The following is a 25,609-nucleotide window of genomic DNA, read 5'->3' as shown; positions in this document are numbered from 1 at the left end:
CAACCAATCATAAGACGGTCTTGAGGGAGGATAGGATGCCGACTTCACGCAGGCAGCTGCTGAAGAGCTCGGCGGCTGCTGCCGCCGCACTCAGCCTCGATTGGACAAGGGCCCAGGCGCAAGCCGAGACATTGCGCATCGGCCTGATCTACGACCTCACCGGCCCGTTCGCCGCCGGCGGCTCGATCGCCTCCTCGGTCGGCGCGCAGATCGCCATCGACCTCGTCAACGAGAAAGGCGGTATCGGCGGCAAGTACAAGATTGCTCCAGTCGCCGCGGATTCCCAGAGCAAGCCCGACGTTGCGATCAACGAGGCCGAACGCCTGATCAGCCAGGAGAAGATCGACATCCTCAACGGCGTCTATGCGAGCTCGCATGCGGTGCCACTCGCGGCCAAGGTCGAGCAGCAGAAGAAGATCCTCTGGATCACGACCGCGGTCTCGACCGCCGTGTTCAAGGACAAGAACCTGCAATACGTGTTTCGCGCGCAGATCCATTCGGATCAATACGGGCAGGCCTTTGCCAGCTTCATCAACGAGCATGCGAAAGCCAAGCTCGGCATGGACCCGAAGGAGGTCAAGGTCGCGTTGATCCACGAGGACGGCCCCTATGGCGTCGGCGTTGCCTCTGCCGATGAGGCCTATGCCAAGCAGGCCGGCATCCAGGTCGTGCTGCGTGAAGGCTATTCGGCCTCGGCGCCGGACCTGTCGGTGCTCGTCACGAAGATCAAGCGCGCCAAGGCCGACGTGATTTCGCATGCCGGCTACAACCCCGACATCACCCTGTTCCTGCGCCAGGCCCGCGAGAGCGGTCTGCGCTTCAAGATGCTGTTCGGCGCCGGCGCCGGCTACAGCCAGCTCGACAAGCTGCGCGCGACCTTCGGCCCCGACATCGACAATTTCTGCAACATCGATCCGGTGCCGGCGCAGCTGCTCGATCCGGCAAAGCTCGCACCGGGCATGGGTGACCTGATCAAGACCATGGTGGCGCGCTACCAGGCCAAGACCAGCGCCACCGACGTGCCGCCGCATTGCTCGATGGGTTTCAACCAGACCTGGGTGCTGCTCAACAACGTGCTGCCGGCCGCCAAGGAAAAGTACGGCAGCTTCGAGCCCGAGGCGATCCGCAAGGCCGCGCTCGACGTCGACATCCCCGCCGGCGGCACCATCCAGGGCTATGGCGTGAAATTCTTCCCGCCGGGCACGCCACTCTCGGGCCAGAACGAACGCTCGACACCGGTGGTGATGCAGAACGCCGGCGAGCACATCTCGGTGGTGTGGCCGACGAACATCCGCACGCAAGACCCGGTGTTTCCGCTGCCGAAGGGCTCGACTTACGGGACGTAGGGAAAGTTATCGCCGCGGCGGGACTGCGCTCCCTCGCCCCGCTTGCGGGGAGAGGGTTGGGGTGAGGGGGAGTCTCCACGGGGATGGTGACAGTCGGACTCGCGGAGAGTCCCCCTCACCCGGAATTCAAGCTGCGCTTGAATTCCGACCTCTCCCCGCAAGCGGGGCGAGGTGAACTGCGGCTCCGCCGGTGGCCTACAACACCACCCGCCGCCCCTCTTCCGCGGCCCAATACCCCGCGTAGTTCACCTTGATCGTCTCGTAGGCCAGGGCGAGGTCCGACAGCGGCTGCCGGCCGGTCGCGGCGCATTCCATGAAATCCTGGATCTCCTGCAAATACCCGCGCGTCCACTCCTCCTCGAGGCAGACATATTGCCAGCCGGTTTTGCGGTCGACCTTTTCGGTGATGTAGACGTTTGCGAGCTTCTCCTCGGAGGTCTGGTAGCTCATCAGATGCGTGTTCGGCGTGATGTTGGCGAACAGCGAGCCGCCGGACGTGTAGGTCTCGACCAGATTGCGCACGCCGCCCATGATCATGTCGCCGGAGAACACGGTGGCCTTGGTGCCGTCGGAGAACGTCGCAGTCAGCGTGCCCCAGTCCTCGACGTCGACCGGATTGGCCTTGATGTAGGTGCGCTCCTCCGGCTTCAGGCCGGCTGTGACGTTGCCGACATCGCCGGTGACACTGGCGACGCGGATGGTTTCGCCGCGCGCCTTGGCTTCAACCTGTTTCAGATAGAGCACGGCGGAGAGCGGATGGCAGCCCATGCGGATCAGCGAGCCGCCGCCGGTCATCGCCCATTGCGCGGCATGCGCCGCGTGCGAGCCGGAATGGCTCTCCTCGCCCTTCATGAACAGGATCTTGTCCCTGGTCGCCTTGATGATCTCCGCGGTCTTGGTCACCGCCGGCGCGTAGATCCAGTCCTCGGCATACATGAAGAGTCTTCCGGTGCGCCCGATCGCGGCCCGTGTCGCGTCCATCTCCTCCAGCACGCGCTCATACATCAGCGCCTTCGGCACATGCTTGCCGATCGGCTGCTTGTCGCCCTCCCGGCCGAAATAACCGGCAAAGGGCTTCTCGCAGATCACGTGCTTGCCGGCCTGCATGCCGGCAACGATCATCCCGGCGTGGAGATTGGGCGGGGTGCAGATGTCGATGACGTCGAGCTCGCGGTGTGCGATCAGCTCGGCGAAGCTGCGATAGACGCGCGGGATTGCGTGGCGGCCGGCGAATGCGACGACATGGCCGCCACGCGCGGCCACCGCCGTGACCTCGACGTCCACGCCATAGACGCGCCGGAACGCATACATGTGCAGCTCCGACACGAAGCCGCAGCCGACGAGTCCCACCCTGATCCTGGCCATAGCGCCCCCTCACCCTTGCCTTGGGCGGCACTATAGCGCGGTTAGAGGCCTATTCCACCGAGACGCGCACCACACCGGCGCTCATCATGCCGAGCGCGCGGGCAGCGGGCACCGAGAGATCGACGATACGGCCGCGGATGAAGGGGCCGCGATCATTGACGCGGCACTGGATCGAGCGGCTGCCGTAGGACACCCTCAGCACGGTGCCAAACGGGCGCGTGCGGTGGGCACATGTCAGCTCGGAACCCTTGCCTTTTCCGTACCCGTAATATGAGGCAAGTCCGCTTTCGGCATGCGCCAGAGAAAATGTGGCAAGACAAAACAATAAAGTGGTCAGCGCTCGCACGGCACCGCTCCCCGGTTGGCCCGGCCCTGCGCTGCAAACGTCGCCTTGTTCCCCGAAGTTCCGGGAACACTGCCGGGTCACCCCGGCAGTGCGATCACACATTGTTACTGTTTGTGGAACACCAGCGTGCGCAGCTCGATGCTCTCACGCGGCGGCGCATCGGCCGGCGTGGTCGGATCGACGAAGGCGGTGTGGGGCCCGAAGCGGGTGCGGCCGTCGGTCGCCGAGTCGTAGCACTTGAGCAGCAACGCCTCGTCCGGCGTCATCTCCGGGAAATAGAACCAGCGATGGTTCGGATTGTATTTCACCGAATAGGTCTCGCCGCGGCGGTTGGGATAGATCAGGTCGGATGCGACGAGATCCTCCGGCGCGACCGTGGTGCCGTCGGCCATCGCGAGCGGCGAGTCGCGCAAGGGACCGCGGATCGGCCGCCACAGATTGATCACCTGCACACGCCCCTTCAGCAGCTCGTCAGCCTCGTCAGGCAGATGCTCGCGCACGCGGTTGGCGCCGGAGACGGCGGTCTGGTCGACATGGACGCGCGTCGCCGGCTGGCGCGGACCACCATCGCGAATATCGGCGGCGCCTTCGACGCGCTTGCGCACGGTATGGTCGAAAATGAAAACGCGATCGGCCTTCAGCGTCGCCCGCAAGAAGGCCTCGACGGCGGGATAGTAGACCGCCCTCACCTCCGCGTCGTTGTAGAAGTCCTTCACCTGGGTCGGATGGCGCACCAGCGCGAAGCCTTCGCGATCGAGCGAGATATTGTTCGCGATCAGCCGCGCGTCGAAGATCGGCACTTGATGCGGCTCCGGCAGCGAGGTGCTTTTCGGCTCGCCCGGCGGCGGATCGAACGCGTAGGTGCGCGGCTTGCCTGAAATCGGCGCGAGGTAGTTGAGTTCGGCGGTGACGAAGGGAAGCGATTCGATTCTTGTTTCTTGCAGGCCCATGGCCGGTCTCCCGATGTGGTCGTCGGTTTGATTTTTGGCGGGGTGCGTGCGGCCGCAAGGGAGGTGGTGCAAATAGCAATGGGGGTGTTGTTGAGCGGAGGGAACGCAGAACGAATCTGTCGAGAACGGCGGTCGCTCTGGCTACGTTCTTCTCGCTTCACGGATGCTTGAGGGGTTCGTCAGCCCTCGCACCCCGCCGCCGTCATTCCGGGGCGCCCGCAGGGCGAGCCCGGAATCCATCGGGCCGCAATCTTTGTGGAGCAATGGATTCCGGGCTCGCGACTTCGTCGCGCCCCGGAATGACGCCGGTGCAGCGTTGCACGCTGCTGCGCTTCCGGGACACGAGCGCTGCCTACAGCCCCGCCTTGCCGATCGCGTCCGCAAAGGAGCGGTCGACGATCTCGGCCGCATCGAGCTTCTGCTTGATCAGGCCCCAGCGAAAATAGAGGTCGATCGTACCCTGCTCGTCCGCGACCACGCCGTCATCGATCGGTGCGATGCGGATTTTTGCGCGCGACAGCCAGTTCTGCGGTACGGCGGTCGGGATGTTCATCAGCCTGCCCCAGGTCGCGGCATAGCTATCGACGTTGTTCAGCGACCACGCCCGCGCGGCGGTCAGGCGGCGGATGAAGTCGGTCAGTTCGGCGCGCTTGTCGCGGATGGCGTCGGGCCGCGCCACCTGGAAGCTCAGGCCCGGCGTCATGCCTTCCGAGGTGATGACGCGGCGCGACTTGAACAGCACCTCCTCCTGGCTCACGTAAGGCTCCCAGGTCGACCACGCATCGACCGAGCCTTGCGTGTAGGCGATCTTGGCATCCGACGGCGCCAGGAACGCGATCTGCACGTCGGCCGCAGCCCAGCCGTTCTTTTCCAGCGCGGCGAGGATCAACTGATGGCCGATCGAGCCGCGGCCGGTCGCGATCTTCTTGCCGCGCAGGTCGGCGAAATTCGTGATCGGCGAGGTCTCGGGCACGAGGATGGCGAGCCCCGCGCGCGTCTGCCGGATCGCGGCGATCGCCTTCACCGGCGCACCGGAGGCGGCGGCGAAGGTGAAGGGCGCATCGCCAACGAGCCCGGTCTCGATCGCACCGGCGCTGAGCGCCTCGAGCAGCGGCGCGGCGGCCGGAAACTCCCTCCACTCGATCTTGTAGGGGACGTCCTTGAGCTGGCCTGCCGCTTCCATCACGGCCTGCGAATTGCCTTTCTGGTCTCCGACGCGAAGCGTGGTGGTTTGCGCTGCCGTCAGTTCAAGCGAACCGAACAGCAGCGCGCCGGCCAGCATGAGGCGGATCATTCCGCCGCCTCGCCGCGCGCGACCTGACGCTCCGCAATCAGCTTACGCGTCAGCGGGATCAACTCGCGGCCATATTCGATGGCGTCGACCAGGGGATCGAAGCCGCGGATCAGGAAATGGGTGATGCCGAGGTCGTAATAGTCGCCGAACACTTCGGCGACCTGCTCGGGCGTGCCGACCAGCGCGGTGGTGTTGCTGTTGGCGCCGGTGAGCCTTGCGATCTCGGTCCAGAGCCGCTTGTCGATCCGGCTGCCCTGGTCGGCGAGTGCGAGCAGGCGCCGTGCGCCGGCGGTGGCATGGCCGTCGGCCGGCTTGCGATATCCGGTCCTGTCCTGAAGCGCGGTGGCCCGCGCCAAAATTTCCTCCGCCTTCTCCCAGGCCTGCTTTTCGGTGGGCGCAATGATCGGCCGCACCGAGAGGCTGAAGCGCGGCGTCGGCCGGCCCTGCCGGACCGCGGCGTTGTGAACGCGGGAGGTGACGTCGCGCACCTGAGCATAGGATTCACCCCACAGCGCGAAGGTGTCGGCATGCTTGCCGGCGACGTCGATCGCCGCGTCCGAGGCGCCGCCGAAATAGACGCGGATGCCTTCCGGACGATACGGCTTCACCTGCGAGAAGGCATTCTCGACCTGGTAGTACTTGCCCTTGTAGGTGAATGGCTTGTCGCTGGTCCATTCCAGCTTGAGAACATCGAGGAATTCGGAGGTGCGGGCGTAGCGCTCGTCCTTGTCGTCGAGCGTGTTGCCGTCCTGCCGCAGCTCGGTGGCATTGCCGCCGGTGATGACGTGGAGCGCGACGCGGCCGCGGGAGAACTGGTCGAGCGCCGCGAACTGCCGCGCCAGCAGCGTCGGCGCGGTGAAGCCGGGCCGCTGCGCGATCAGCACGTTGAGGCGGGAGGTCACGTTGAGCACGTGCTGGGCGACCTGGAGCGCGTCCGGCGTCGTCGAATGAAACGCCAGCAGCGCGCGATCGAACCCGGCATTCTCATGCGCCTTCGCCACCGTCTCGATGTGGGTGGGGTTGAGGACCGGTCCCTCGCGGACGACGGTTTCGGAGGAATTGTTGTTGCTGATGAAGCCGATGAACTCGATCGACATGATCGTCTCCCTGAATCGTCTCCCTGATTGTTTTGCGGAAAGGCTAGAGGCCCAATGCGGCGCGGCCGAGGCCGATGCGCGTGGAATCGTCCTGCGGCGTGTGCACCCGACCGCACAGCACGTCGCGATAGTGCCGCTCCAGCGGATTGGCGCGGGAGAGACCGTGATTGCCGGTAAGCGACAGCGCGTCCTCGACGGCGGCCACCGCATTGTTGGTGACGGAGAGCTTGATCACATTGGACTCGGCCGCCGAAAGCTCGACACCGTCGTCGAAGTCGCCGGCAAAGGAGGCGATCAGCCGCGCATTGACCGCGAGCCGGGCCTCGATGGCGCCGAGGATCTCCTGCACGCGGGCTAAGGTCGCCAGCGGCGCGCCGAGGCTGGCGGGGACGCGTTGCTTCAGGAACGAGATCAGCCAGTCGCGCGCGGCGCGGGCGACACCGTCATAAATCGCGGCAACGAAGATGGTGTGGACGGTCGCCTGCGTGACGTCGGGCGTGCGCCAGTCCGCCGGCTTGCGAACATCGACCTCGGCATCGAGCGGGATCACGACGTCGTCGAAAATGACGTCGTGGCTGCCGCTGGCACGCAGGCCGTGATGGTCCCAGGTCTCGACGACGCGGGTGCCCGGCAGTCCTGCCGGCACCAGGAACTGCCCGACACGCGGCTCGGCCTCGTCGGTCCGGGCCCAGACCAGATACCATTTCAGAATCGGCGAACCCGTCGAATAGATCTTGTGGCCGGTCAGGCGCCAGCCCGTCTCGGTCCGCCGCGCGATCGTCGCCGGCAGGCCGCCGCGCGCAGGCGAGCCGAGCTCGGGCTCGACACGCAGCGCATTGACGAGCGCGAGGCCCTCGACCGTCTCGCGCGCAAGCTTGCGCGACAGCCGCGCCGGCCAGGTCGGGCTGCGCGCCATGACGAGATGGTTGATGTAGTGCATCGACAGCACCAGCGCGGTCGACGGATCGGCCTTGCCGACGATGCCGATGACGCGCGCGGCGTAGCGTGCGCCGGCACCGGCCCCGCCATGGACTGCGGGAACCGTGAGCGACAGCAGGCCGGCCTCGGAGAGCTCACGAAAATTCTCGAACGGAAAGCTGCCGGTACGGTCGTGCTCGGCCGCGCGCGCGGCAAAGGCTTCGGCCAGTGCCTCGGCGCGGGCGATGTAGTCGGGTTCGCTAACAGCCGTGCGGCCCTTGGCTATGGAGGTCACCATGTGGCATCCAATCCCAGAAGGCCGAGGATCTGGCGGCGCAGGTCGGCCAGATACGGATCGCCGCGATGACGCGGATACGGACGGTCGACGCGGATGTCGGCCTTCACGCGTGCGGGGCGGTCGCTGAAGACGATGACGCGGTTGGCGAGCACCAGGGCCTCCTCGGCATCGTGCGTCACCAGCAGCGTGGTGAACCCCTTGCGCTGCCAGAGCGAGACGAGCTCGGCCTGCATGGTGATGCGGGTGAGCGAGTCGAGCTTGCCGAGCGGTTCATCGAGGATGAGGATTTTGGGGTCGTTGACCAGCGCACGCGCCAAGGCGACACGTTGCGCCATGCCGCCGGAGAGCTGGTGCGGATAGGCATTGCGGAAGGACGACAGCCCCACAAGATCGAGCGCGTCATCCACGCGCTGCCGCTGACTCTTGAGGATGCCCTGGGCCTCGAGGCCCAGGGCGACGTTGTCCCAGACCGTGCGCCACGGAAACAGGGTCGGATCCTGGAACACGACCACGCGGGAGGGATGCGGACTTCTGATGCGGGCCTCGTCCTCCCGCAGCGTCCCCGCCTTGGGCTTGTCGAGACCTGCGACGAGCCGCAGCAAGGTCGACTTGCCGCAGCCGGACGGGCCGAGCAGCGCGACGAACTCGCCCGGCTCGACCGAGATGCTGACGTCGCTGAGCACCGGCAGCTCGGCACCGTCGATGTCGAAGGCGTGGCTGACCTGCTCGATGTCCAGCGCGGCGCCGGCGGCCGGCTGCGTGATCGTCTCGGCGAGAGCTGCGGCTACCATTTCACGGTCCCCTTCTGCCAGACCAGCAGGCGGTCGCGGATCGCGAACAGCAGCGTGATCGCGCCGGAGCAGAGCAGCGACATCACGATCAGCGCTGCGTACATGTTGGCATAAGCGGCCCAGCCCTGCGCCCATTGCAGGTACCAGCCGAGGCCGGCCTTGACGCCGATCATCTCGGCTACGACCAGCACGGCGAAGGACGAACCGAGCCCCATGAACAGGCCGACGAAGACATGCGGGAGCGCGGCGGGGATCGCGACCTTCAGCACCAGGAAGGACGGCTTTGCGCCCAGCGTGCGCGCGACGTCGTAATAGGCGTTGCTGACGCTTGCGACGCCCGACCAGGTCAGCACGGTGACGGGGAAGCCGGTTGCCAGCGCGATCAGGAAGGTCGAGGCACTCCAGCTCGACGGGAAGGTGAAGAAGGCGATCGGCAGCGAGGCGGTCGCGGGCAGCGGGCCGATGAAGCGCAGCACCGGATGCACCCAATAGCCAACCGCGCGTGACCAGCCGATCGAGACGCCGGTCAGGAAGCCGACCGTGGCGCCGATCAGATAACCGCCGAGCTGGAGCTTGACCGAGGCGAACACACTGTCGAGCAGCTTCGGCAGGTCGTCGGTGTAGACCTCGATGATCGACTGCGGCGGCGGAAAGAACGGCAGCGGCAGCCAGGCGAATTTTGCGGTGGCGACTTCCCACAAGGTCAGGAAAGCACCGAGCGCGACGAGCCAGGGCGCGCGCTGGTGCAACGCCTTGCCCGCCGAGCCGAGATAGTCGGCACCGACGGTGCCGAACAGCGCGACGGCGGCGATGACGAAGGCGGCGATGCCGAGCGAATCCGTGCGCGACCAGTCGCCGACATCGTCCCACCACAGGCAGGACAGGCCGAAGGCGATCCAGGCGACGCTGGCGAGAACGCCGACGCCGGACTCCCGGACCCAGCTCGCAAGCAGCGGCGTGCGCGAGAGGCGCGGCGCGCCGGAGGCGAGGCCGTCAGACAGCGAATACGTCGACATAGATGCGCTCCGCGAATTTGGCAGTATCGGTGCTCTGCTTGAAGACCTGCACGCTCTTCAGGTCGTCGGCATAGGCCTTGAGCTCGCGCTTCAGCACCTCGCCGACGGGATGATGGTGGTGGGTGTGGTAGCGCACCATGCCCTCGATGTCGGCGAGCGTCGCCGCCTTCGGCGCGTAGGGCTGGAACGACTTTGCCGCCACCGTCGGGTTCTGCGAGGTGAACATCGCGGCATCGAGCAGCGCCTGCGTGATGGCGCGCGCGACCTGCGGCTCCTCGCGCACCAGGCTGCCGCGCAGGCCGACGATGCAGCAGCTCTTGTCGCGGTACTCGCCGTCGAGATTGGACGCGACTTCCTTGTAGTGGCTGTCCTTCAGCCAGAGATAGGCGAGCGGATCGGACGACAGGAAGGCCTGCACCTCGCCCTTCTCGACCGCGACGTTGAGGAGATTGCCGGGATAGGCGCGCCAGTCGACGTCCTTGACCGGATCGATGCCGAGTTTTGCCAGCTGGATCGAGAAGAAGTTCTTGTCGGGACCGGCGAGATCGCCGACCGCGACGATCTTGCCCTTGAGATCGGCGAGCCTGGCGACGCCGGAATCGGTACGCGTCAGCACGCGCATGCAGCCGCCATGGGTGCCCGCGGCGATCTTGACGTCAAAGCCCTGCTCCAGCGGCTTCAGCCAGCGTAGCGCCATGCCGAGACCGGCATCGCTCTTACCGGTCGCGATCGCTTCAAGGAGCTGGTCGGTCGATCCGGAATAATTGACGAGCTCGACGTCGAGATTCTGCTTCTGGAAGAAGCCGTGCTCGATGGCGACGGGCAGCGGCGCGAGGCAGACCGCGCCGGCGTTCCACGACAGTTTCAGCTTACGCGGCGCGCCGGTGAGCGCAGGGCTATCTGCCGCCGTCCGGCACAGCGGGAACTCCGAGAAATCGACGCCGGATCCGATCGCCTGCGGCGCGAAGGCCTGTGCGCCGAGCGCACCGAGCGGCGCGGCGAAAGCCGCAGCCAACCCCGCCTGGAGCAGATGGCGCCGGTCGAGACCCGATCCGGCGCGCTTGTTCTCGTTGTTCATCGGCCCCTGGCTCCTGCGCTGGCACGTCTCCGCCGTTTGCGCAACCAATGCCGTTGCGCATGTTCCGGGCGGAGCTGCGTTGAGAGAAAGTTTTTCCGTCGGCGCTTCCGGCGCCGCGTTGATGCGATGCGCAAATCATGCGGTGCACCCGTGGCATCGTCAATGAAATGGAATTTCGAATGTTGCGCGAAGCGAAGTCATTCTCTCCATCGGCGCGTGCAGGGACGATGAAAGGATTTTCGCTGCTTGGTCCACTCGCGATCTCCATCGCGACTGCGGCATCCGCATCATTGCAGCGCCGCTTTGCGCCGGCGCACGTCGCTTTCCCGAAAGCGGCGGTTCGTTGAAACGTCCTTGCCCATCGCGTGCGCAATACGGTTGGCCATTTCATTGACTGCGCATCGCGCGCTCATAGACTTGATCGTCCCGCTGCATCGTTCGCTCACGCGCCGTTAGCAAACCAACAAGACAGATCACATGAGCATCAACTCCTCCTCTCTCGATCATTCGATCACGCGCCGACTTGCGGCCTCGCTGCTGGCGGCCGCCATCACGCTATCGACGGCAGCCGCATCACTCGCGGCCGACACCGTCGTGCTGCGCGTCGGCGACCAGAAGGGCGGCAATCGCTCGCTGCTGGAGATCTCCGGCTACGCGAAGGACCTGCCCTACAAGATCGAATGGTCGGAATTCCCGGCCGCAGCTCCAATCCTGGAAGCGCTCAACGCCGGCGCGCTCGACGTCGGCTACACCGGCGATCTGTCCTTCCTGTCGGTGTATGCGGCGGGTGCGCCGATCAAGGCGATCGGCGGCACACGCTCGGATGCGAAGACGCAGGCGATCCTCGTGCGCCAGGATTCACCGATCAAGTCGGCGGCCGACCTCAGGGGCAAGCGCCTCGCCGGCACACGTGGCGGCTGGGGCCAGTTCTTGATCGACGCGACACTGGAGAAGGCGCAGATCAAGCTGGAGGAGGCGACCTTCGCGCCGCTCGGTCCCGTTGATGCCAAGATCGCGCTGGTCGCCGGCTCGATCGACGCCTGGGCGGTGTGGGAGCCCTATGTCTCCTTCGCGACGCTGAAGGACAAGGCCCGCGTGATCGCCGACGGCGAAGGCCTGACGCCGACCATCACCTTCATCGTCGCCTCCGACAATGCCATCGCCACCAAGCGCGCGGCGGTGCAGGACCTGGTGCAGCGGTTGAACAAGGCGCGGCTGTGGTCACTGGATCATGTTGCCGAATACGCCAGGAGCACGGCCGAGCTGACCAGGCTGCCGGAGGACGTGCTGCTGTCGGCCTACACCGCGCAGCGTACCAGCCCGATCGTGATCGACGAGAACGTGGTGAAGGAGATCCAGGCAGCCTCCGACCGCTCGACGCGCTACGGCATCCTGCCGAAGAAGCTCGACGTCAACCAGGCCGTCGACCGCAGCTTCACCGCCGCGGCCGCTGGATCGAATTAGGCGGAGCCGGCGGGATGCACAGGCTTCGCCTCAAGGCCGGCCCGTTGCATCTCGCCGCGATCGTGCTCGCGCATCTCGCCTGCATGAGCCTGATCGTGTGGCTCTCGCTTTAACCGCGATCACCAATATCCGCGGTAATAGGGACGGTAGTAAGCGCGGTACGGCCGGTAGTAGCCATAGCGGTAGCCGTAATACGGACGATAGGGCCGATAGTATCGCGGATAGGCATAGGCCGGCCCGTAGCCGTAATAGGCCGGCGCGTAGCCATAGCCGTAGCCCGGATATCCATAGCCGCCGTAGTAGGGTCCGCCATAATAGCCATAGCCGTAAGGCGCGCTGCTGGCGATGGCGCCGCCGATGATCGCGCCGGCCGCGAGGCCGCCGAGACCCCATCCCCAGCCGCCGCCGCGCCAATGCACCTGCGTGACGTCGTCGCCGGCCGCGGCCTTCATGGCCGCGACGTTGGTCGGCAGCGGGGCTGCCGCCACCTGCCCGATTTGGCTGGCGATGACCACGCCCGCCAGCGAACAGGCAATTGCCGTTGTCCAGATCCTCATCGTCTTGCTCCCTGTCTGACGTTTCGTTTGGAAAAGGAACACGCACCATGATCGGGCATCCTTGCGCCAAGTCAAAGCCTCGATTTTGCGTGCGGCGCACAAGAGCCCGTGCATGCCTCAAATATGATCAGCGGGTCGCCGGGAGCCGGCACGCGGCGCGACGACGCCGACGGCCGATCACCACGGCAAAGCATTAAGCTTCCCGCGCGTTCGCAACCAACAACCACCTTCCCGATTTACTATTCGTACCGTTACTATCGGTTCCAATGGTGCGCGGCCGAGAGGCATCTCGCGAGGGCTCCGACTTGCGCCAGAGAAGAGTGGGAGGATGACATGAGTGCCGTCGGAAATGAGCCGCTCGCCCGTCAGGCGCTGGCGTTCGTCCTGGCTGGCGGACGCGGCAGCCGACTTCTGGAGCTGACCGACCGGCGCGCCAAGCCCGCGGTCTATTTCGGCGGCAAGTCCCGCATCATCGATTTCGCGCTGTCGAACGCGGTGAACTCGGGCATCCGCCGCATCGCGGTCGCCACCCAGTACAAGGCGCACAGCCTGATCCGGCATCTTCAGATGGGCTGGAACTTCTTCCGCCCCGAGCGCAACGAGAGCTTTGACATCCTGCCCGCGAGCCAGCGTGTCTCCGAGAACATGTGGTATGTCGGCACGGCCGACGCGATCTACCAGAACATCGACATCATCGAGTCGCACAACGCCCGCTTCATCGTCGTGCTCGCCGGCGACCACATCTACAAGATGGACTACGAGGTGATGCTGCGCCAGCACGTCGACAGCGGCGCCGACGTCACCGTCGGCTGCCTCGAAATGCCGCGCGCGGAATCCTCGGGCTTCGGCATCATGCATATCGACGAGAACGGCTGGATCCAGGAGTTCCTGGAAAAGCCGAAAGATCCGCCGCCGATGCCGGGCAAGCCGGACGTCTCGCTCGCCAGCATGGGCATCTACGTGTTCGACGCGAAATTTCTGTTCGATCAGCTCAAGCGCGACGCCGAGGATCCGAAGTCCAACCACGATTTCGGCAGGGACATCATTCCCTACATCGTCAAGAACGGCCGCGCGATCGCGCACCAGTTCTCGACCTCCTGCGTCCGTTCCGGCAGCGATCCCCGCGCCTATTGGCGCGACGTCGGCACGGTCGACGCCTATTGGGCGGCCAATATCGACCTCACCGACGTGGTGCCGGAGCTCGATCTGTTCGACCGGGCCTGGCCGATCTGGTCCTACTCGGAGATCACGCCGCCCGCCAAGTTCGTCCATGACGAGGAGAGCCGGCGCGGCCAGGCCGTCAGCTCGCTGGTCTCGGGCGGCTGCATCATCTCCGGCGCCTCGCTGCGCCGTTCGCTGCTGTTCACCGGCGTGCGCATCAACTCCTACGCCAATGTCGAGAACGCCGTGATCATGCCCTATGTGAATGTCGGGCGCGGCGCGCGGCTGAAGAACGTCGTGATCGACCGCGGCGTCGAGATCCCCGAGGGACTCGTCATCGGCGAGGATCCCGAACTCGATGCAAGACGCTTCCGCACCACCGAGCAGGGCATCTCCCTCATCACCCAGCCGATGATCGACAGGCTCAATACATGACGCCTGTTCGCGTCCTCGCGGTCGCCTCTGAAGTCTATCCCATCGTCAAGACCGGCGGCCTTGCGGATGTCGCCGGTGCGCTGCCGATCGCGCTGAAGGCGCATGCCGTCGAGATGCGCACCCTGATGCCGGGCTATCCCGACGTGATGCGGCAGATTTCCGGCGCAGAGGAAATCCGGCGTTGGCCGGACTATTTCGGCGGGCCGGGCCGGCTGCTCGCCGGCGCGCATGACGGGCTCGACCTGTTCGTCCTCGACGTGCCGCATCTCTATGCGCGGCCGGGCAACCCTTATGTCACGGCCGAAGGCGTCGACTGGCCGGACAATGGCGTGCGCTTTGCGGCGCTGTCGCGCGTGGCGGCCGACATCGGCCACGGCCTCGTGCCGGCCTTCGTGCCCGACATCGTGCACGCCCATGACTGGCAGGCCGGGCTCGCGCCGGCCTATCTGCACTACGACAATCGGCCGCGGCCCGGCACCGTGATGACGATCCACAACATGGCCTATCAGGGCAAGTTCGCTCCCGAGCTGATCGGTGCGATCGGCCTGCCGTGGAGCTCCTTCGACGTCAACGGCTTCGAATATTTCGGCGGCATCAGCTTCCTGAAGGCCGGCCTGCAATTCGCCGATCGCATCACGACGGTATCGCCGACCTATGCGCGGGAAATCCAGAGCGACGAGGGCGGCATGGGGCTCGGCGGCCTCTTGCGCGCACGCGCGGGCGCATTGAGCGGGATCCTCAACGGCATCGACATCGCAGTGTGGAATCCGCAGACCGATTCGCACATCGCCTATCGCTTCAGTGCGGAAGACCTCGCATTCCGGGCTGCGAACAAGGCGGTGCTTCAGCAACAATTCAATCTCGATTCCTCGGACGAAGCCCCCCTGCTCGGCGTCATCAGCCGGCTGTCCTGGCAGAAGGGGCTCGATCTCCTGCTCGAGGCCATTCCGACCATTTTGGGTGAAGGCATGCAGCTCGCACTGCTCGGCAGCGGCGACCGCGATCTTCAGGACCGCTATCAGGCGGCGGCACGCGCCAATCCCGGCCGGATCGGGGTCGTGATCGGCTACGACGAGATCCTCGCTCATCTGATCCAGGCGGGCTCGGACGCGCTGATCGTGCCGTCGCGGTTCGAGCCGTGCGGCCTGACCCAGCTCTGCGCGCTGCGCTATGGCGCCGTGCCGATCGTCTCGCGCGTCGGCGGTCTCGAGGATACCATCGTCGACATCGGCGAGGCCGACGCGTCCGGCCGCGATGCCACCGGCTTCAAGTTCGGCCCGGTGACGGCGAATGCCCTCGCCGGCACGCTGCGCAAGGCCAACACGGCCTTCCACGACAAGCTGACCTGGCGGCGGCTGCAACTGAGCGGCCTTGCGACCGACGTCTCCTGGCGCAACCGCGCCGGCGACTATGCCGCGCTGTATCGGGGCCTGATGGAATCCCGCCGTCCCTGACGCATGACCGCCGCCGAATCCATGTTATAGAATCGGCATGGAACCCTTCGCGATCAAGCTGATCGGCTTTGCTGCCGCCACCTGCACCACCGTCGCCTACGCGCCGCAGTTCATCAAGGTCTGGAAGACCCGCTCGGCGCGCGACATCTCGCTCGGCATGTTCCTGGTCATGGTGCTGGGCCTGGCGCTCTGGCTCGTCTACGGCCTGCTCAGCGGCGACGCCCCGCTGATCGCCTCGAACGCCATCACCATGCTGCTCGCCGGCGGCATTCTGGTGATGAAGCTGAGATACGGCTGAGCTTCCTCGTCAGTCAGAAAAACGAAGCCGCTTGTATTGCAACTTCACCGCACGGTAGCATTCGCAGGTGGCCTTGTTGAGCTCGGCGACGTTGACGATCTCGATGTGACCGCGGCTGAATCGAATGACGTTCGCTTCCTGTAGAGCATGGGCGACGAACGAGACGCTGTTCCGGCGAACCCCGATCATCTCGGCCATCAATTCCTGCGTGAGCTTGAAGCGGTCGCTGCCGGATAGATCCCGAACACGCAAGAGCCATCGCGCCAATCTCGCCTCGACGGTATGGGATGCATTGCAGCCCACGGATTGCTGGGCCTGAACGAACAGGGCCTGACTGTGACGCGTCAGGCCCTCCCGGAACTCGACACTCTGCTGTGCGAGAGCGCGAAGGCGAGCAGCTTCGACCTGCAGAGCCACACCCGGCACCAATACGACCGCGTGAACCAGTGCGACGGGTTCTCCCAATACGCCAAAAGTACCCAAAATGCCGTCGCGGCCGACCAACGCCACTTCGATCCGTTCTCCCGCTTCAAGTTCGACAACGAGAGACACGACGGCTGTGAGCGGAAAATGAGCCCACGCAACGGTTTGGCCAAGCTCGATCACCGAAGCCCCTCCAGGAGCTCGACGACCTTGAGATGCGGGCGAATGACCGCGAAGTCGGCCGGACTGAGCGACTTGAGAAAAGCGTTCTGGAATGGGTCCGCCGACGCCATCTAATTTCTTCGGAAAGATCATAAAGTAATAGACACAACCATAGCGCGACAGCGAAATCGAGCGAAACAGACATAAATGCGCATAAGCACTGTGGCGTGCGCATGAGCCGCTTTTCTACCGATGGTTCGCCGCTACTCAACTATCTCGAGAGGCAGTCTGCAACCTTCCGCCGATTTCACTTGCTTTCGCCCTTGCCCGCGCCCAAGGTCTCTATGTGCGTTACCGGACATAATTCGGCGGGCCCGGTTGGACTAAGCGATATCCCTCGCTGCCGCTCGGAGCGCATCATGCCCAACCACTACTTCCGCATTACCAATTGCGACGGCGGCACGATCGAACATCTGGCCGAGATCGCGGACGTGGAATCAGCGTGGACGGAAACGACGAAAGTTTTCGGGGATCTGGCCCGAGGCTGCGGGCTCAAGGAAAATGCCGAATGGCGGATCGAGCTTCTGGGCTCCGGACGAGAGCCCTTGTATCGCATTCGGCTGCTCGCCGAGACATGTGAGCCCGTCGCATCGGCCGCTTGTCTCGCTGCAGATGCGGACGAGCCTTACTGACGTTTTACGGCACCGGAATTTCCCGACGATCATTATGTCAAAACCTGACATAGTGAAAAAAAGACTCGCTATGTGCGGTACTGCTCTTACTGTTGTTCCATTATCGGATATCCGCATGAGGCACCGATAGCTGAGAGTTCTTTGCGCTCCCGCCTGTCCCCAGGAGCGAAGAATGAAGAACCTCTTGCTGAGGCAGCTTTCCGAAGCCGATCTCGAAATCCTCGAGCCATATTTGAAGACCGTCGCCTTCGAGCAGCACTCCCTGCTGTTCGAAGCTGACCAGGAGATTCGTTCCGTCTACTTTCCTGCCGGCGCAGTGGTCTCGCTCGTCGTGGCTCTTTCGACCGGCGAGATGATCGAAACTGCGATGGTCGGCATCGATGGCGTCGTTGGTGCAGCCGCGGCCCTGGACGGGCGGATGTCTCTCAGCCGCGGTATCGTTCAACTGGGCGGAAACATCGTCGTCTGCAATATCGACGCGCTGAAGACGGCCGCACTTCACAATCACAAGCTGTTGGCGCTCCTCATGCGGCATGAGGCAGGCCGTCTACGCCCAGGCCCAGCAATCTGCAGCGTGCTTCGCCTCGCATAGCGTCCAGGCCCGGCTCTGTCGCTGGCTGCTGCGCGCGCGCGATTTGTCCGGCAGCGATCAACTCCAGTTCACGCAGGAATATCTCGGACAGATGCTGGGCGTTCGGCGATCGAGCGTGACCGTGGTCGCGCGCACGCTGCAAGCGGCCGGTCTGATCCGATACGCGCGCGGCAAGATCAGGATCCTGGATGCCGACGGGCTACAGGAGGGCGCGTGCGAATGTTACGCCGCCGTCAGAGCTCGTTATGAGCAGTTGCTGGGAACGGATTATACGAGAAGGATCGACGCGACGTCAGCGTGAGCCGTGACGGCTTGCTGACGCGCGATTCAAGGCTGGCCGCCGAACATGTACGACGCCATCGCGACGTTTGCGACCTCGTCGACGAAGACGCGGTGGCCGACGTCGCTGCCGGCAGCGCCGGCCGCGACCATCAGCGGCAGCAGGTGGTCCTCGCGCGGGTGGGCCAGGCGCGCGCTCGGCGCGGTTTCCCAATCGACCAGCATCGCGTTGCGGCGCGCCGCATCCGGCGCGCTGATCGCCTCGTTCAGATAGGCCTCGAAATCGTAGGAGACCGGCTTGGACTCCGGCCGGTTGAAGCCGCGCATGTTGTGATAGGTGAGCCCGCTGCCGACGATCAGAATGCCTTCGTCCCGCAGCGAGGCGATCGCCTGCCCGACCTTGATGTGCTCGGCCGCATCGTAGGTCGATTTCAGCGACAAGAGCACGATCGGCATGTCGGCGTTCGGATACATCAGGCCGAGCGGCACGAAGGTGCCGTGATCAAAACCCTGATTGGCATCTTCGCGGCAATCGAGGCCGGCTTGCGCGAGCAGCGCCTTCACCCTGGCTGCGAGCTCGGGCTTGCCCGGCGCCGGATATTTGAGGTGATAGGTATGCTCGGGGAAACCGTAATAGTCGTACACCATCGGCGGATGCGCCGAGGTCGACACGGTGAAGGCGTCGGCCTCCCAATGTCCGGTGATGACGAGCACGGCCTTTGGTCTTTCGGGGAGAAGCTGCGGCAGCCGCCCGAACTCCTCGGCGGTCCTGGCATATTGCACCCGCCGGTCCTCCATGAACGGCCAGGGGCCGCCGCCATGGGACAGGAACAGGGTCGGAAATCGCGTCATGGGCGAAAGCTCGTCTCGTTGACAACATGCGCGTGCGAACTGCCCGCACGTTCGGCGGCGAGCATAGGCAAACCCCTATGGTTAGCAAGCCGTTAACGATTTGCCTTTCAAAATCCCCGCCATGGCCGAAGGAGTCGGCCAGAAGACGAGGACGTGAGATGAGGAAGTTTGCGCTGGGGGACGTCGTCAACAGTGACAAGGGCCGCCGCGGCGTCGTTCGCGCCGCCTTCAAGTCGCGGGAAGGCCAGCAGTTCTATGCCGTCGAGAAGGACGGCGCGATGGACTATCTGGAGGAAGACCGGCTGAGCCCGGCGCCGCGCGTCGAGCTCGCAGCCTAAGTCCAACTCATTTTCTGCTCTCACTTGCGAGCCGGTCGAGACGCTCCGCGACGGGGTCGTCTCCGCTCGCGATGCGATCATTCGTGATCAGCAGCAGGCGATCGCCGCCTGCCGCCGCGTCCCAGCGTGGCAGGTCGGGACCGTTGGGATCGCCGCTCCTGGCGAAGTTGATCCAGTAGCTGCGCATGCGGCTTGCGACCTCGCGATCGCGCCGTGAGAAGATGCCGGCACCGGGCACGCCTTCCACACCGAAGATGAACTGCAATTCCCGCCCGTGACCGCCCTCCGGATTGATGCGCCGGGCCTCCGGCACGTAGGCGAAACGATAGCGGAAGGTCAGCGCGCCGCTTGCGGCGTGCAGACGAGCCAGCAGTCTCACCGGCTCGGAGAAGACCTTGTCGGTATAAAACCTTGCCGCAATATCTGAAGCTCCGGCGAGGTCGGGATAGAGCTTGGGCAGGTCATCGCTGGTGGTGCCGGACGATGCAAGCGCCTCTGCGATGTCAGGTTCGCTGTCGAAATCCGTCTCGTCATCGTTGGAGCCGATGATCAGGGGAATGCGCCCTTCATGCCCGGCCGCAAAACCTGCGGCAATATCTTCCGTCACGAGGCGTCCATCGATCGTTGGCGCGAAGCCGTGCGGGAATTTCGCGAGCAGCCTCTTTTCGGCGGCAAGCAGCCGTATCGCCTCGATCGCGCGCGCAGTCTCCTTGCCGTCCGGGCCGAGCGTCGCGACGAATTGCAGGCCCCAGGCCTCCGCCTCCTGACGCGAGCGCAGGCGTACCCGGCCGGGCACCGATTGCAGGATGGCTTTCTGAAACAGATCGCGCGCCGCCTCGCACAGCATCAACAGCGCGATCGACGTCGCGCCCGCGCCACTGCCGAACAGGGTGACGTTTCCGGGATCGCCGCCGAACGCCGCAATGTTGTCGTGGACCCAGTGCAGCGCCGCGATCTGGTCCATCAGTCCGTAGTTTCCGGAGCCGCCTTCCGACAGCGCCGGATGCGTGAGCCAGCCGAGCGCGCCGAGGCGGAAATTCACGGTCACCACGATCAGGCCGGCCTGCGCGAGTTTCGCGCCGTCGAACATCGGATCGTTCGCAGTGCCGCCGACGAAGGCACCGCCATGAATGAACACCATCACCGGCAGCGGGCCATCGACGCCGAAGGGACGGAACACGTTGAGCGTGAGGCAATCTTCGCTCGCCTTCGGCAGCGACGGCTGGAGGCAGGGCGCGCCGTACTCATAGGCGGTGCGCATCTCAGAACTCTCGGCCGTTGCCTCCGGCGGGCGCCAGCGCAGCGGGCCGACCGGCGGCGCTGCATAAGCCAGCCCCTTGAAGAAGGCCACCTCGCCTTCGACGCCGCCGAGCATCTGGCCTTCGCGCGTCAGCGCAAATGGAAACTGTCCGACCTGCTGAGCCAAGGCCGAACCGGCGAGGCAAAGGACTACGAAAGCCACAGCGAGCGCCAGGAACGGTCGCATCGGAGAGACCTCGATGTGCGCAGTTTGGCAATATCCTAGAGCATGATCCGGAGAAGTGTGAAACGGTTTTCCGAAAAGATCATGCTCAAACAAAGACCTAAAGCACGATGACGATTCATCCACGTCGCATCGCGCTTTAGTGCTCCGTCGGCAGCGCTGCAATCCGGCCGGGCCCATCGGCTCGCGACAGGCGGTTGACACGGCGCCCGCTTTGAGCGAGTTTTTTGCAAGGTTGATACAACCTGCCGGTTGCACCCCCGCCGGGGGACGGTGAACGTATCGAAGCCTGTTTTGGCCACCCTTTGCCCGAGCGACCGGGTCAGCAACGCAACCACCTGACACGCCTGGTTCGCTTATTGCAAAGGATGACATCGATGCGCGATTTTCGCGATGCAAAGGCTATGGCGCAGACCCTGCGCGACTCCCTCAAGACGAAGGCCTTCAACATAAGCCACGGCGAGAGCCTGGAGCTGGTCTCCAAGATGTTCGGCGTCGCCGATTGGAACACGTTGTCGGCGATGCTTCAGACCGATCGAGACGACCGCAAGCCGACAGCTGCTGTGACGCGAGAAGCACCGCACGCCGGCATCGCAACCTACCCGGCCGTTCCGTTGCGCGATCTGGTCCCGTTCCCTGCCGCGAGCTATCCGCTGTTCATCGGACGCCCGAAGACCATTCAGGCGCTTGACCGTGCTTTCGAGCGACAGCGCGAGGTCGTGCTCGCCATCCAGAAACAGTCCGGCGTCGATGAGCCCGGAGGCGACGACGTTCATGCCATTGGCGTGCTTGCCCAGCTGCTCGAGCTCGAACCGCTACCCGACGGCACGCTGAAGGTGCTGACGCAGGTCCACCGCCGCGTACTCATCCATCGCTTTGTCGGCGAGAACGTTGTCGGCGAGAACGGCGCTTTCGAAGCCGAAGTCGCCGCGCTCAGTGAAGGGCCGATCCCGGACGCACCCGAGTTGATCCTGCGTGCCGTCAAGCGCTTCGAGCGCTATGCGGCGGCCCGCGACATTCGCATCCCGGGCGTTTGGCCGCTTCTCGAACATACGCGCGATCCCGGACGCGTCGCCGATATCATCGCAACACGCTTGCGGCTGCCGATGGCCGACAAGCAGAAGCTTCTGGCAACCCTCGATGCCGTGGCGCGGCTGAGGCAAGTCGACACCTTCATGGACTTCGGCCGTCCCGCTTCGGCGCAGCTCCACGCGACGAAACGACGTGCGCTGTTGCACGCGACCCGTCGAAACCATCAATACGCGACGCTTGAACATCTTCTGTTCGCCCTGCTCGACGACGATGATGCGGCCGCACTCCTTCGATCCTGCGATGTCGATTTCGAGGCGATGAGAACGAGCTTGCAGGTCTATGTCGATCGCGGTCTGAACAACATCGCCGTCCAGGGCGAAGGCGAGGCCAAACCGACTGCCGCCTTTCAGCGCGCGGAACAGCGTGCCGAGCTTCATGCGCAGGAGCACGGCCGGCCCGAGGTCACGGGCGCGGACATGCTCATGGGCATATTTCCGGAGACGAGAAGCCCGGCAGCTCAGTTGCTGGGCGAGCACGGCGTGTCGCATGCCCGCGCCGCCGGTTTGATGACCCGCCGTCCGGAACAACCGTAAAGACAGCCGATCCGGCGGCGGACGTCAGGGGTGCGGCAGACAGTCGACGATGCTACAGCCCGGCCTGGTATGCGAGGCCGGGCTCGCTTGCGCGCTCGAGCGTCGCGCCTAACCGCCCTTGCCGATGAGCTCCGCCAGCGCGCGGCGCGCGACGATGCCGAGCTCACCAAGAGTGGAGTGTCCCGCTTGCGCCGCCTCAATCAGGCGCTCGGCGATGAATCTGCGGCTGTCGTGATCGCCGCCGTGCGGCAATTGGCGGCACGTCTCCTCCAGGACGACGTCCATGTTCGCTTTCGTCCGCTCACTCAACTCTGTCATGACGCCCGGTCGGTACGCGTGGCTTGTAACCGCAAGCATACACAGACGGATCGTGGCTGATTAGCCCGGTAAATCACGGCGATTGTGCATTGCGGCGCGTGCATTGAGGCAACCTTCGCGCGGCCACGATGGCGCCGCAAACAGCTACCGAAGATTGCACTTGTTCTGATGACAAACCCGGCCTGTGGCGATAGCCTGCCGGCAAAACAAAAGTACGGGAGGAATGCATGCCTGACGCAATGGTTGCTGCGCGTGCCTCTGACGCGGCGCGTGGAACACCCAAGCAGGTCGACGTTGCCGTGGTCGGCGCCGGATTTGCCGGCCTTTATCTTCTCCATCGCCTGCGCAAGGCCGGCTTCACGACCGTCGCCCTCGAAGAAGCCGGCGATGTCGGCGGCACCTGGTACTGGAACCGCTACCCCGGCGCGCGCTGCGATATCCAGACCATCGACTACAGCTACACATTCGATCCGGAACTCGAGACGGCCTGGACCTGGTCGGAGAAATACGCGACCCAGCCCGAGATCCTGCGCTATCTCGGCTTCGTCGCCGACCGCTACGACCTGCGCCGCGACATCCGCTTCAGGACCAAGGTCACCGAAGCCAGATGGGACGAGGCGACCGAGCGCTGGCAGCTCAGCACCGACAATGGCGCGCCGGTCTCCTGCCGCCATTACATCATGGCGACGGGCTGCCTCTCCGCGCCCAAGCCGCCGGAGATCGACGGCGTCAAGGATTTCAAAGGCGAGGTCTATTTCACCGGCCGCTGGCCGCATGACGGCGTCAATCTCGCGGGAAAGCGCGTCGCCGTGATCGGCACGGGCTCGTCGGGCATCCAGTCGATCCCGCTGATCACCGAACAGGCCGCGCATCTGACCGTGTTCCAGCGCACGCCGAATTTCGCGCTGCCGGCGCACAACGGCCCCGCGCCCTCGGACCGCATGAGCCTGCTGCAAGGCGACCGCGCGGCCTATCGCGAGCAGGCGCGCCAGTCGATGGCCGGCGTGCCCTATCCGCAGCAGACGGCCGTGAGCTGGCAACTGAGCGATGCCGAGCGCCGCGCACGGTTCGAAGAGGCCTGGGGCAAGGGCGATCTCGTCTATATCCTCACCCAGCTCTGGGCCGACCAGGCCGTCGACGTCGACGGCAACAAGCTGATCTGCGATCTCATCCGCGAGAAGATCGGCGTCGTCGTGAAGGATCCCGAGACGGCGGCGGCACTGATGCCGCACGATCATCCCTTCGGCGCGAAACGCCCCTGCCTCGACACCAACTATTACGCGACCTACAACCGGCCGAACGTCACGCTGGTCAATCTGCGCCAGGAGCCGATCAAGGCGATCACCGCAAGCGGCATCACCACGGCCAGGCGCAGCGTCGACGTCGACGTCATCGTGTTCGCGACCGGCTTCGACGCCATGACCGGCGCGATCCGCGCGGTGCATCCGATCACCGGGCGCGGCGGCAAATCGCTATCGGATGTCTGGGCACAGGGGCCACAGACCTATCTCGGGCTCACGGTCGAGGGCTTCCCGAACTTCTTCATGATCACCGGTCCCGGCAGCCCCTCGGTGCTGTCGAACATGGCGGTGTCGATCGAGCAGCATGTCGACTGGGTCGTCGACCGCCTTGCCGCGCTGCGCGATGCCGGCTTCACCACGATCGAGCCGACCGAGGCGGCGCAGGCCGGCTGGGGCCGGCACATGGCCGACTGCTCCACGCTGACGCTGCACCGGCTCGCCAACACCTGGTACACGGGCGCGAACGTGCCCGGCAAGGTGCAGGGCCTGATGCCCTATACCGGCGGCGTCGGCCCCTATCGCAGCATCTGCGATGAGGTCGTCAGCCGCGGCATGCTCGGCTTCAGGCTCACCGGCCCCAATGTCGCCGCGCAGTGCAATGACGGCGAGGTGGTGCGGCTGCAACCGGATGTGCGGCTGGTGCTGAACCTGCTGGCAACGCTGAACCTGCCACCGATCGAGTCGATGGGTGCGCTCGGCGCCCGCGCCTTCGTCAACGAGTTCAACAAGGGCCGTCCGGCGGGACGACCGATCGGCGATGTCGTCGACGGCACGCTGCCGGGCACCGACGGCCCGCTTCCCTATCGTGTCTACAAGCCCGCAACGCCGGGGCCGCATCCGGTCGTGGTCTATTTCCACGGCGGCGGCTGGGTGCTCGGCGACGAGCAGTCGGACGATCCGTTCTGCCGCGACATGGTGCGACGGACCGGGATGATGTTCGTCAGCGTCGGCTACCGCCACGCGCCGGAGCATCGCTTCCCGTCCGCGGCTGAGGACGGCTATGCGGCGACGCGCTGGATCGCCGAGCACGCCGCCGAGCTCGGCGGCAAGCCGGGCCCGGTGCTGGTCGCGGGCTGGAGCGCCGGCGGCAACATCGCCGCCGTCACCTGCCAGCTCGCGCGCGACCGCGGCGGGCCTGACATTGCCGGCCAGCTCCTGGTGTGCCCGGTCACCGACTGCGACTTCGATCGTCCTTCCTACAACGACAATGCGACCGGCTACTTCCTGACGCGCTCGCTGATGTACTGGTTCTGGGACCTCTACTGCTCGCCGGCCGACCGTATTGACCCGCGCGTCTCGCCGCTCCGGGGCAAGGTCGCGGGCCTGCCGCCCGCCTTCGTCGTCACCTGCGAGTTCGATCCGTTGCGTGACGAGGGCATCGCTTATGCCGAAGCGATGGCCGCTGCCGGCGTCCCGGTCGAGCAGCTCAAGGCGCGCGGCCATTTCCACTCGTCCTTCGCGATGGTGGACGTGGTGATCACCGGCGCGCCAGGCCGGGTGCAGATGGCCGAGGCCCTGCGGCGCTTTGCCGGGCTTCCGCCGAAGGTCAGCCTCGGCGACGAGCACAGCCACGGTCAGACCAGCCCGGGGCACAGAATCGCGGCGGCCGCGAGTTAACAACAATAAGGCAGCCGGGAACCTCTTCCCGCCTGCCGCGTTGGGTGCTTGTGGCATTG

Annotated in this window: 25 protein-coding genes; 11 read left to right on the top strand and 14 right to left on the bottom strand. The window is 65.1% G+C overall.

What is annotated here, in order from left to right; genetic code table 11:
* Positions 1–35 precede the first annotated feature (35 nt).
* Entirely contained in the window at positions 36–1,346 is a 1,311-nt protein-coding gene (locus tag XI09_RS00665; RefSeq protein WP_271565227.1) for an ABC transporter substrate-binding protein, read from the top strand.
* 195 nt (positions 1,347–1,541) lie between these two features.
* Here the strand turns inward: XI09_RS00665 and XI09_RS00660 are convergent, their stop codons facing one another.
* The 9 genes from XI09_RS00660 to XI09_RS00620 form a co-directional block, all read right to left on the bottom strand.
* Positions 1,542–2,711 (bottom strand): Gfo/Idh/MocA family protein, encoded by a 1,170-nt coding sequence (locus tag XI09_RS00660; RefSeq protein WP_271565226.1) that lies wholly within the window; start codon positions 2,709–2,711, stop codon positions 1,542–1,544.
* Positions 2,712–2,760: 49 nt separating this feature from the next.
* Entirely contained in the window at positions 2,761–3,057 is a 297-nt protein-coding gene (locus tag XI09_RS00655; protein ID WP_027547860.1) for a septal ring lytic transglycosylase RlpA family protein, read from the bottom strand.
* A gap of 104 nt (positions 3,058–3,161) precedes the next feature.
* Positions 3,162–4,007 (bottom strand): CmcJ/NvfI family oxidoreductase, encoded by an 846-nt coding sequence (locus XI09_RS00650; RefSeq protein ID WP_271565225.1) that lies wholly within the window; start codon positions 4,005–4,007, stop codon positions 3,162–3,164.
* Positions 4,008–4,359: 352 nt separating this feature from the next.
* Positions 4,360–5,301 carry an ABC transporter substrate-binding protein gene (locus tag XI09_RS00645; RefSeq protein ID WP_271565224.1) on the bottom strand — a complete coding sequence of 314 codons (942 nt, stop codon included), beginning with the start codon at positions 5,299–5,301 and terminating at the stop codon, positions 4,360–4,362.
* Positions 5,298–6,398 carry an LLM class flavin-dependent oxidoreductase gene (locus XI09_RS00640; RefSeq protein ID WP_271565223.1) on the bottom strand — a complete coding sequence of 367 codons (1,101 nt, stop codon included), beginning with the start codon at positions 6,396–6,398 and terminating at the stop codon, positions 5,298–5,300. Before XI09_RS00640 ends, XI09_RS00645 begins: the two co-directional genes overlap by 4 nt.
* Positions 6,399–6,441: 43 nt before the next feature.
* Positions 6,442–7,614 (bottom strand): acyl-CoA dehydrogenase family protein, encoded by a 1,173-nt coding sequence (locus XI09_RS00635; RefSeq protein ID WP_271565222.1) that lies wholly within the window; start codon positions 7,612–7,614, stop codon positions 6,442–6,444.
* Positions 7,608–8,405 carry an ABC transporter ATP-binding protein gene (locus tag XI09_RS00630; RefSeq protein ID WP_271565221.1) on the bottom strand — a complete coding sequence of 266 codons (798 nt, stop codon included), beginning with the start codon at positions 8,403–8,405 and terminating at the stop codon, positions 7,608–7,610. The genes XI09_RS00635 and XI09_RS00630 overlap by 7 nt, the downstream gene beginning before the upstream one ends.
* Entirely contained in the window at positions 8,399–9,421 is a 1,023-nt protein-coding gene (locus XI09_RS00625; RefSeq protein ID WP_271565220.1) for an ABC transporter permease, read from the bottom strand. Before XI09_RS00625 ends, XI09_RS00630 begins: the two co-directional genes overlap by 7 nt.
* Positions 9,399–10,499 carry an ABC transporter substrate-binding protein gene (locus tag XI09_RS00620; RefSeq protein ID WP_271565219.1) on the bottom strand — a complete coding sequence of 367 codons (1,101 nt, stop codon included), beginning with the start codon at positions 10,497–10,499 and terminating at the stop codon, positions 9,399–9,401. The genes XI09_RS00625 and XI09_RS00620 overlap by 23 nt, the downstream gene beginning before the upstream one ends.
* Before the next feature lie 477 nt (positions 10,500–10,976).
* On the opposite strand from XI09_RS00620, the gene XI09_RS00615 reads away from it, so the two are divergent.
* On the top strand, positions 10,977–11,963 hold the full coding sequence (locus XI09_RS00615) for an ABC transporter substrate-binding protein (RefSeq protein ID WP_271565218.1): 987 nt from the start codon (positions 10,977–10,979) through the stop codon (positions 11,961–11,963).
* Positions 11,964–12,082: 119 nt separating this feature from the next.
* Here XI09_RS00615 and XI09_RS00610 read toward each other — a convergent pair whose 3' ends face one another.
* Positions 12,083–12,520 carry a hypothetical protein gene (locus XI09_RS00610; protein WP_271565217.1) on the bottom strand — a complete coding sequence of 146 codons (438 nt, stop codon included), beginning with the start codon at positions 12,518–12,520 and terminating at the stop codon, positions 12,083–12,085.
* Positions 12,521–12,853: 333 nt separating this feature from the next.
* Here XI09_RS00610 and glgC point away from each other — a divergent pair, with 333 nt between their 5' ends.
* From glgC to XI09_RS00595, 3 genes are read left to right on the top strand one after another with little or no spacing between them, the layout of a single operon-like run.
* The gene (gene glgC, locus XI09_RS00605) at positions 12,854–14,116 is read left to right on the top strand and encodes a glucose-1-phosphate adenylyltransferase (protein WP_271565216.1); all 1,263 of its coding nucleotides are present in this window, start codon (positions 12,854–12,856) and stop codon (positions 14,114–14,116) included.
* Positions 14,113–15,570, top strand: coding sequence for a glycogen synthase GlgA (gene glgA / locus XI09_RS00600; protein ID WP_271565215.1), 1,458 nt, complete (start codon positions 14,113–14,115; stop codon positions 15,568–15,570). Before glgC ends, glgA begins: the two co-directional genes overlap by 4 nt.
* Before the next feature lie 37 nt (positions 15,571–15,607).
* Complete coding sequence (locus XI09_RS00595) at positions 15,608–15,868, top strand: SemiSWEET transporter (protein WP_271565214.1); 261 nt, start codon at positions 15,608–15,610, stop codon at positions 15,866–15,868.
* Positions 15,869–15,877: 9 nt separating this feature from the next.
* On the opposite strand, the gene XI09_RS00590 is transcribed toward XI09_RS00595, so the two are convergent.
* Positions 15,878–16,474, bottom strand: coding sequence for a Crp/Fnr family transcriptional regulator (locus tag XI09_RS00590; protein WP_333939010.1), 597 nt, complete (start codon positions 16,472–16,474; stop codon positions 15,878–15,880).
* 398 nt (positions 16,475–16,872) lie between these two features.
* Here XI09_RS00590 and XI09_RS00585 point away from each other — a divergent pair, with 398 nt between their 5' ends.
* The 3 genes from XI09_RS00585 (at position 16,873) to XI09_RS00575 (ending at position 18,038) form a co-directional block, all read left to right on the top strand.
* The gene (locus XI09_RS00585) at positions 16,873–17,145 is read left to right on the top strand and encodes a hypothetical protein (RefSeq protein ID WP_271565213.1); all 273 of its coding nucleotides are present in this window, start codon (positions 16,873–16,875) and stop codon (positions 17,143–17,145) included.
* Positions 17,146–17,317: 172 nt separating this feature from the next.
* Positions 17,318–17,737: a hypothetical protein gene (locus XI09_RS00580; protein WP_271565212.1), complete on the top strand. Its 420-nt coding sequence runs from the start codon at positions 17,318–17,320 to the stop codon at positions 17,735–17,737.
* Complete coding sequence (locus tag XI09_RS00575) at positions 17,679–18,038, top strand: Crp/Fnr family transcriptional regulator (RefSeq protein ID WP_271565211.1); 360 nt, start codon at positions 17,679–17,681, stop codon at positions 18,036–18,038. The genes XI09_RS00580 and XI09_RS00575 overlap by 59 nt, the downstream gene beginning before the upstream one ends.
* Positions 18,039–18,064: 26 nt before the next feature.
* On the opposite strand, the gene XI09_RS00570 is transcribed toward XI09_RS00575, so the two are convergent.
* Entirely contained in the window at positions 18,065–18,868 is an 804-nt protein-coding gene (locus XI09_RS00570) for a DODA-type extradiol aromatic ring-opening family dioxygenase (protein WP_271565210.1), read from the bottom strand.
* Between the two features lie 158 nt (positions 18,869–19,026).
* On the opposite strand from XI09_RS00570, the gene XI09_RS00565 reads away from it, so the two are divergent.
* Positions 19,027–19,206, top strand: a complete 180-nt coding sequence (locus XI09_RS00565; protein WP_027547875.1) for a hypothetical protein — start codon at positions 19,027–19,029, stop codon at positions 19,204–19,206.
* A gap of 7 nt (positions 19,207–19,213) precedes the next feature.
* Here XI09_RS00565 and XI09_RS00560 read toward each other — a convergent pair whose 3' ends face one another.
* Positions 19,214–20,692, bottom strand: a complete 1,479-nt coding sequence (locus XI09_RS00560) for a carboxylesterase/lipase family protein (RefSeq protein WP_271565209.1) — start codon at positions 20,690–20,692, stop codon at positions 19,214–19,216.
* A gap of 302 nt (positions 20,693–20,994) precedes the next feature.
* On the opposite strand from XI09_RS00560, the gene XI09_RS00555 reads away from it, so the two are divergent.
* Complete coding sequence (locus tag XI09_RS00555; protein ID WP_271565208.1) at positions 20,995–22,314, top strand: LON peptidase substrate-binding domain-containing protein; 1,320 nt, start codon at positions 20,995–20,997, stop codon at positions 22,312–22,314.
* Positions 22,315–22,422: 108 nt separating this feature from the next.
* On the opposite strand, the gene XI09_RS00550 is transcribed toward XI09_RS00555, so the two are convergent.
* Complete coding sequence (locus XI09_RS00550; RefSeq protein WP_333939009.1) at positions 22,423–22,671, bottom strand: hypothetical protein; 249 nt, start codon at positions 22,669–22,671, stop codon at positions 22,423–22,425.
* A gap of 188 nt (positions 22,672–22,859) precedes the next feature.
* On the opposite strand from XI09_RS00550, the gene XI09_RS00545 reads away from it, so the two are divergent.
* The gene (locus XI09_RS00545; protein WP_271565207.1) at positions 22,860–25,550 is read left to right on the top strand and encodes a flavin-containing monooxygenase; all 2,691 of its coding nucleotides are present in this window, start codon (positions 22,860–22,862) and stop codon (positions 25,548–25,550) included.
* Positions 25,551–25,609 lie beyond the last annotated feature (59 nt).

The organism is Bradyrhizobium sp. CCBAU 11386 (assembly GCF_028128955.1).
Classification (GTDB): Bacteria; Pseudomonadota; Alphaproteobacteria; order Rhizobiales; family Xanthobacteraceae; genus Bradyrhizobium.
The sequence above is the reverse complement of the archived record's forward strand: the minus strand, read 5'-3'. Positions and strand labels throughout refer to the sequence as shown.

Coding starts and splice junctions, on each gene's coding strand:
- XI09_RS00665 (WP_271565227.1), top strand. CDS start 36: ATGCCGACTTCACGCAGGCAGCTGCTGAAGAGCTCGGCGGCTGCTGCC.
- XI09_RS00660 (WP_271565226.1), bottom strand. CDS start 2,711: ATGGCCAGGATCAGGGTGGGACTCGTCGGCTGCGGCTTCGTGTCGGAG.
- XI09_RS00650 (WP_271565225.1), bottom strand. CDS start 4,007: ATGGGCCTGCAAGAAACAAGAATCGAATCGCTTCCCTTCGTCACCGCC.
- XI09_RS00645 (WP_271565224.1), bottom strand. CDS start 5,301: ATGATCCGCCTCATGCTGGCCGGCGCGCTGCTGTTCGGTTCGCTTGAA.
- XI09_RS00640 (WP_271565223.1), bottom strand. CDS start 6,398: ATGTCGATCGAGTTCATCGGCTTCATCAGCAACAACAATTCCTCCGAA.
- XI09_RS00635 (WP_271565222.1), bottom strand. CDS start 7,614: ATGGTGACCTCCATAGCCAAGGGCCGCACGGCTGTTAGCGAACCCGAC.
- XI09_RS00630 (WP_271565221.1), bottom strand. CDS start 8,405: ATGGTAGCCGCAGCTCTCGCCGAGACGATCACGCAGCCGGCCGCCGGC.
- XI09_RS00625 (WP_271565220.1), bottom strand. CDS start 9,421: ATGTCGACGTATTCGCTGTCTGACGGCCTCGCCTCCGGCGCGCCGCGC.
- XI09_RS00620 (WP_271565219.1), bottom strand. CDS start 10,499: ATGAACAACGAGAACAAGCGCGCCGGATCGGGTCTCGACCGGCGCCAT.
- XI09_RS00615 (WP_271565218.1), top strand. CDS start 10,977: ATGAGCATCAACTCCTCCTCTCTCGATCATTCGATCACGCGCCGACTT.
- XI09_RS00610 (WP_271565217.1), bottom strand. CDS start 12,520: ATGAGGATCTGGACAACGGCAATTGCCTGTTCGCTGGCGGGCGTGGTC.
- glgC (WP_271565216.1), top strand. CDS start 12,854: ATGAGTGCCGTCGGAAATGAGCCGCTCGCCCGTCAGGCGCTGGCGTTC.
- glgA (WP_271565215.1), top strand. CDS start 14,113: ATGACGCCTGTTCGCGTCCTCGCGGTCGCCTCTGAAGTCTATCCCATC.
- XI09_RS00595 (WP_271565214.1), top strand. CDS start 15,608: ATGGAACCCTTCGCGATCAAGCTGATCGGCTTTGCTGCCGCCACCTGC.
- XI09_RS00585 (WP_271565213.1), top strand. CDS start 16,873: ATGCCCAACCACTACTTCCGCATTACCAATTGCGACGGCGGCACGATC.
- XI09_RS00580 (WP_271565212.1), top strand. CDS start 17,318: ATGAAGAACCTCTTGCTGAGGCAGCTTTCCGAAGCCGATCTCGAAATC.
- XI09_RS00575 (WP_271565211.1), top strand. CDS start 17,679: ATGAGGCAGGCCGTCTACGCCCAGGCCCAGCAATCTGCAGCGTGCTTC.
- XI09_RS00570 (WP_271565210.1), bottom strand. CDS start 18,868: ATGACGCGATTTCCGACCCTGTTCCTGTCCCATGGCGGCGGCCCCTGG.
- XI09_RS00565 (WP_027547875.1), top strand. CDS start 19,027: ATGAGGAAGTTTGCGCTGGGGGACGTCGTCAACAGTGACAAGGGCCGC.
- XI09_RS00560 (WP_271565209.1), bottom strand. CDS start 20,692: ATGCGACCGTTCCTGGCGCTCGCTGTGGCTTTCGTAGTCCTTTGCCTC.
- XI09_RS00550 (WP_333939009.1), bottom strand. CDS start 22,671: ATGCTTGCGGTTACAAGCCACGCGTACCGACCGGGCGTCATGACAGAG.
- XI09_RS00545 (WP_271565207.1), top strand. CDS start 22,860: ATGCCTGACGCAATGGTTGCTGCGCGTGCCTCTGACGCGGCGCGTGGA.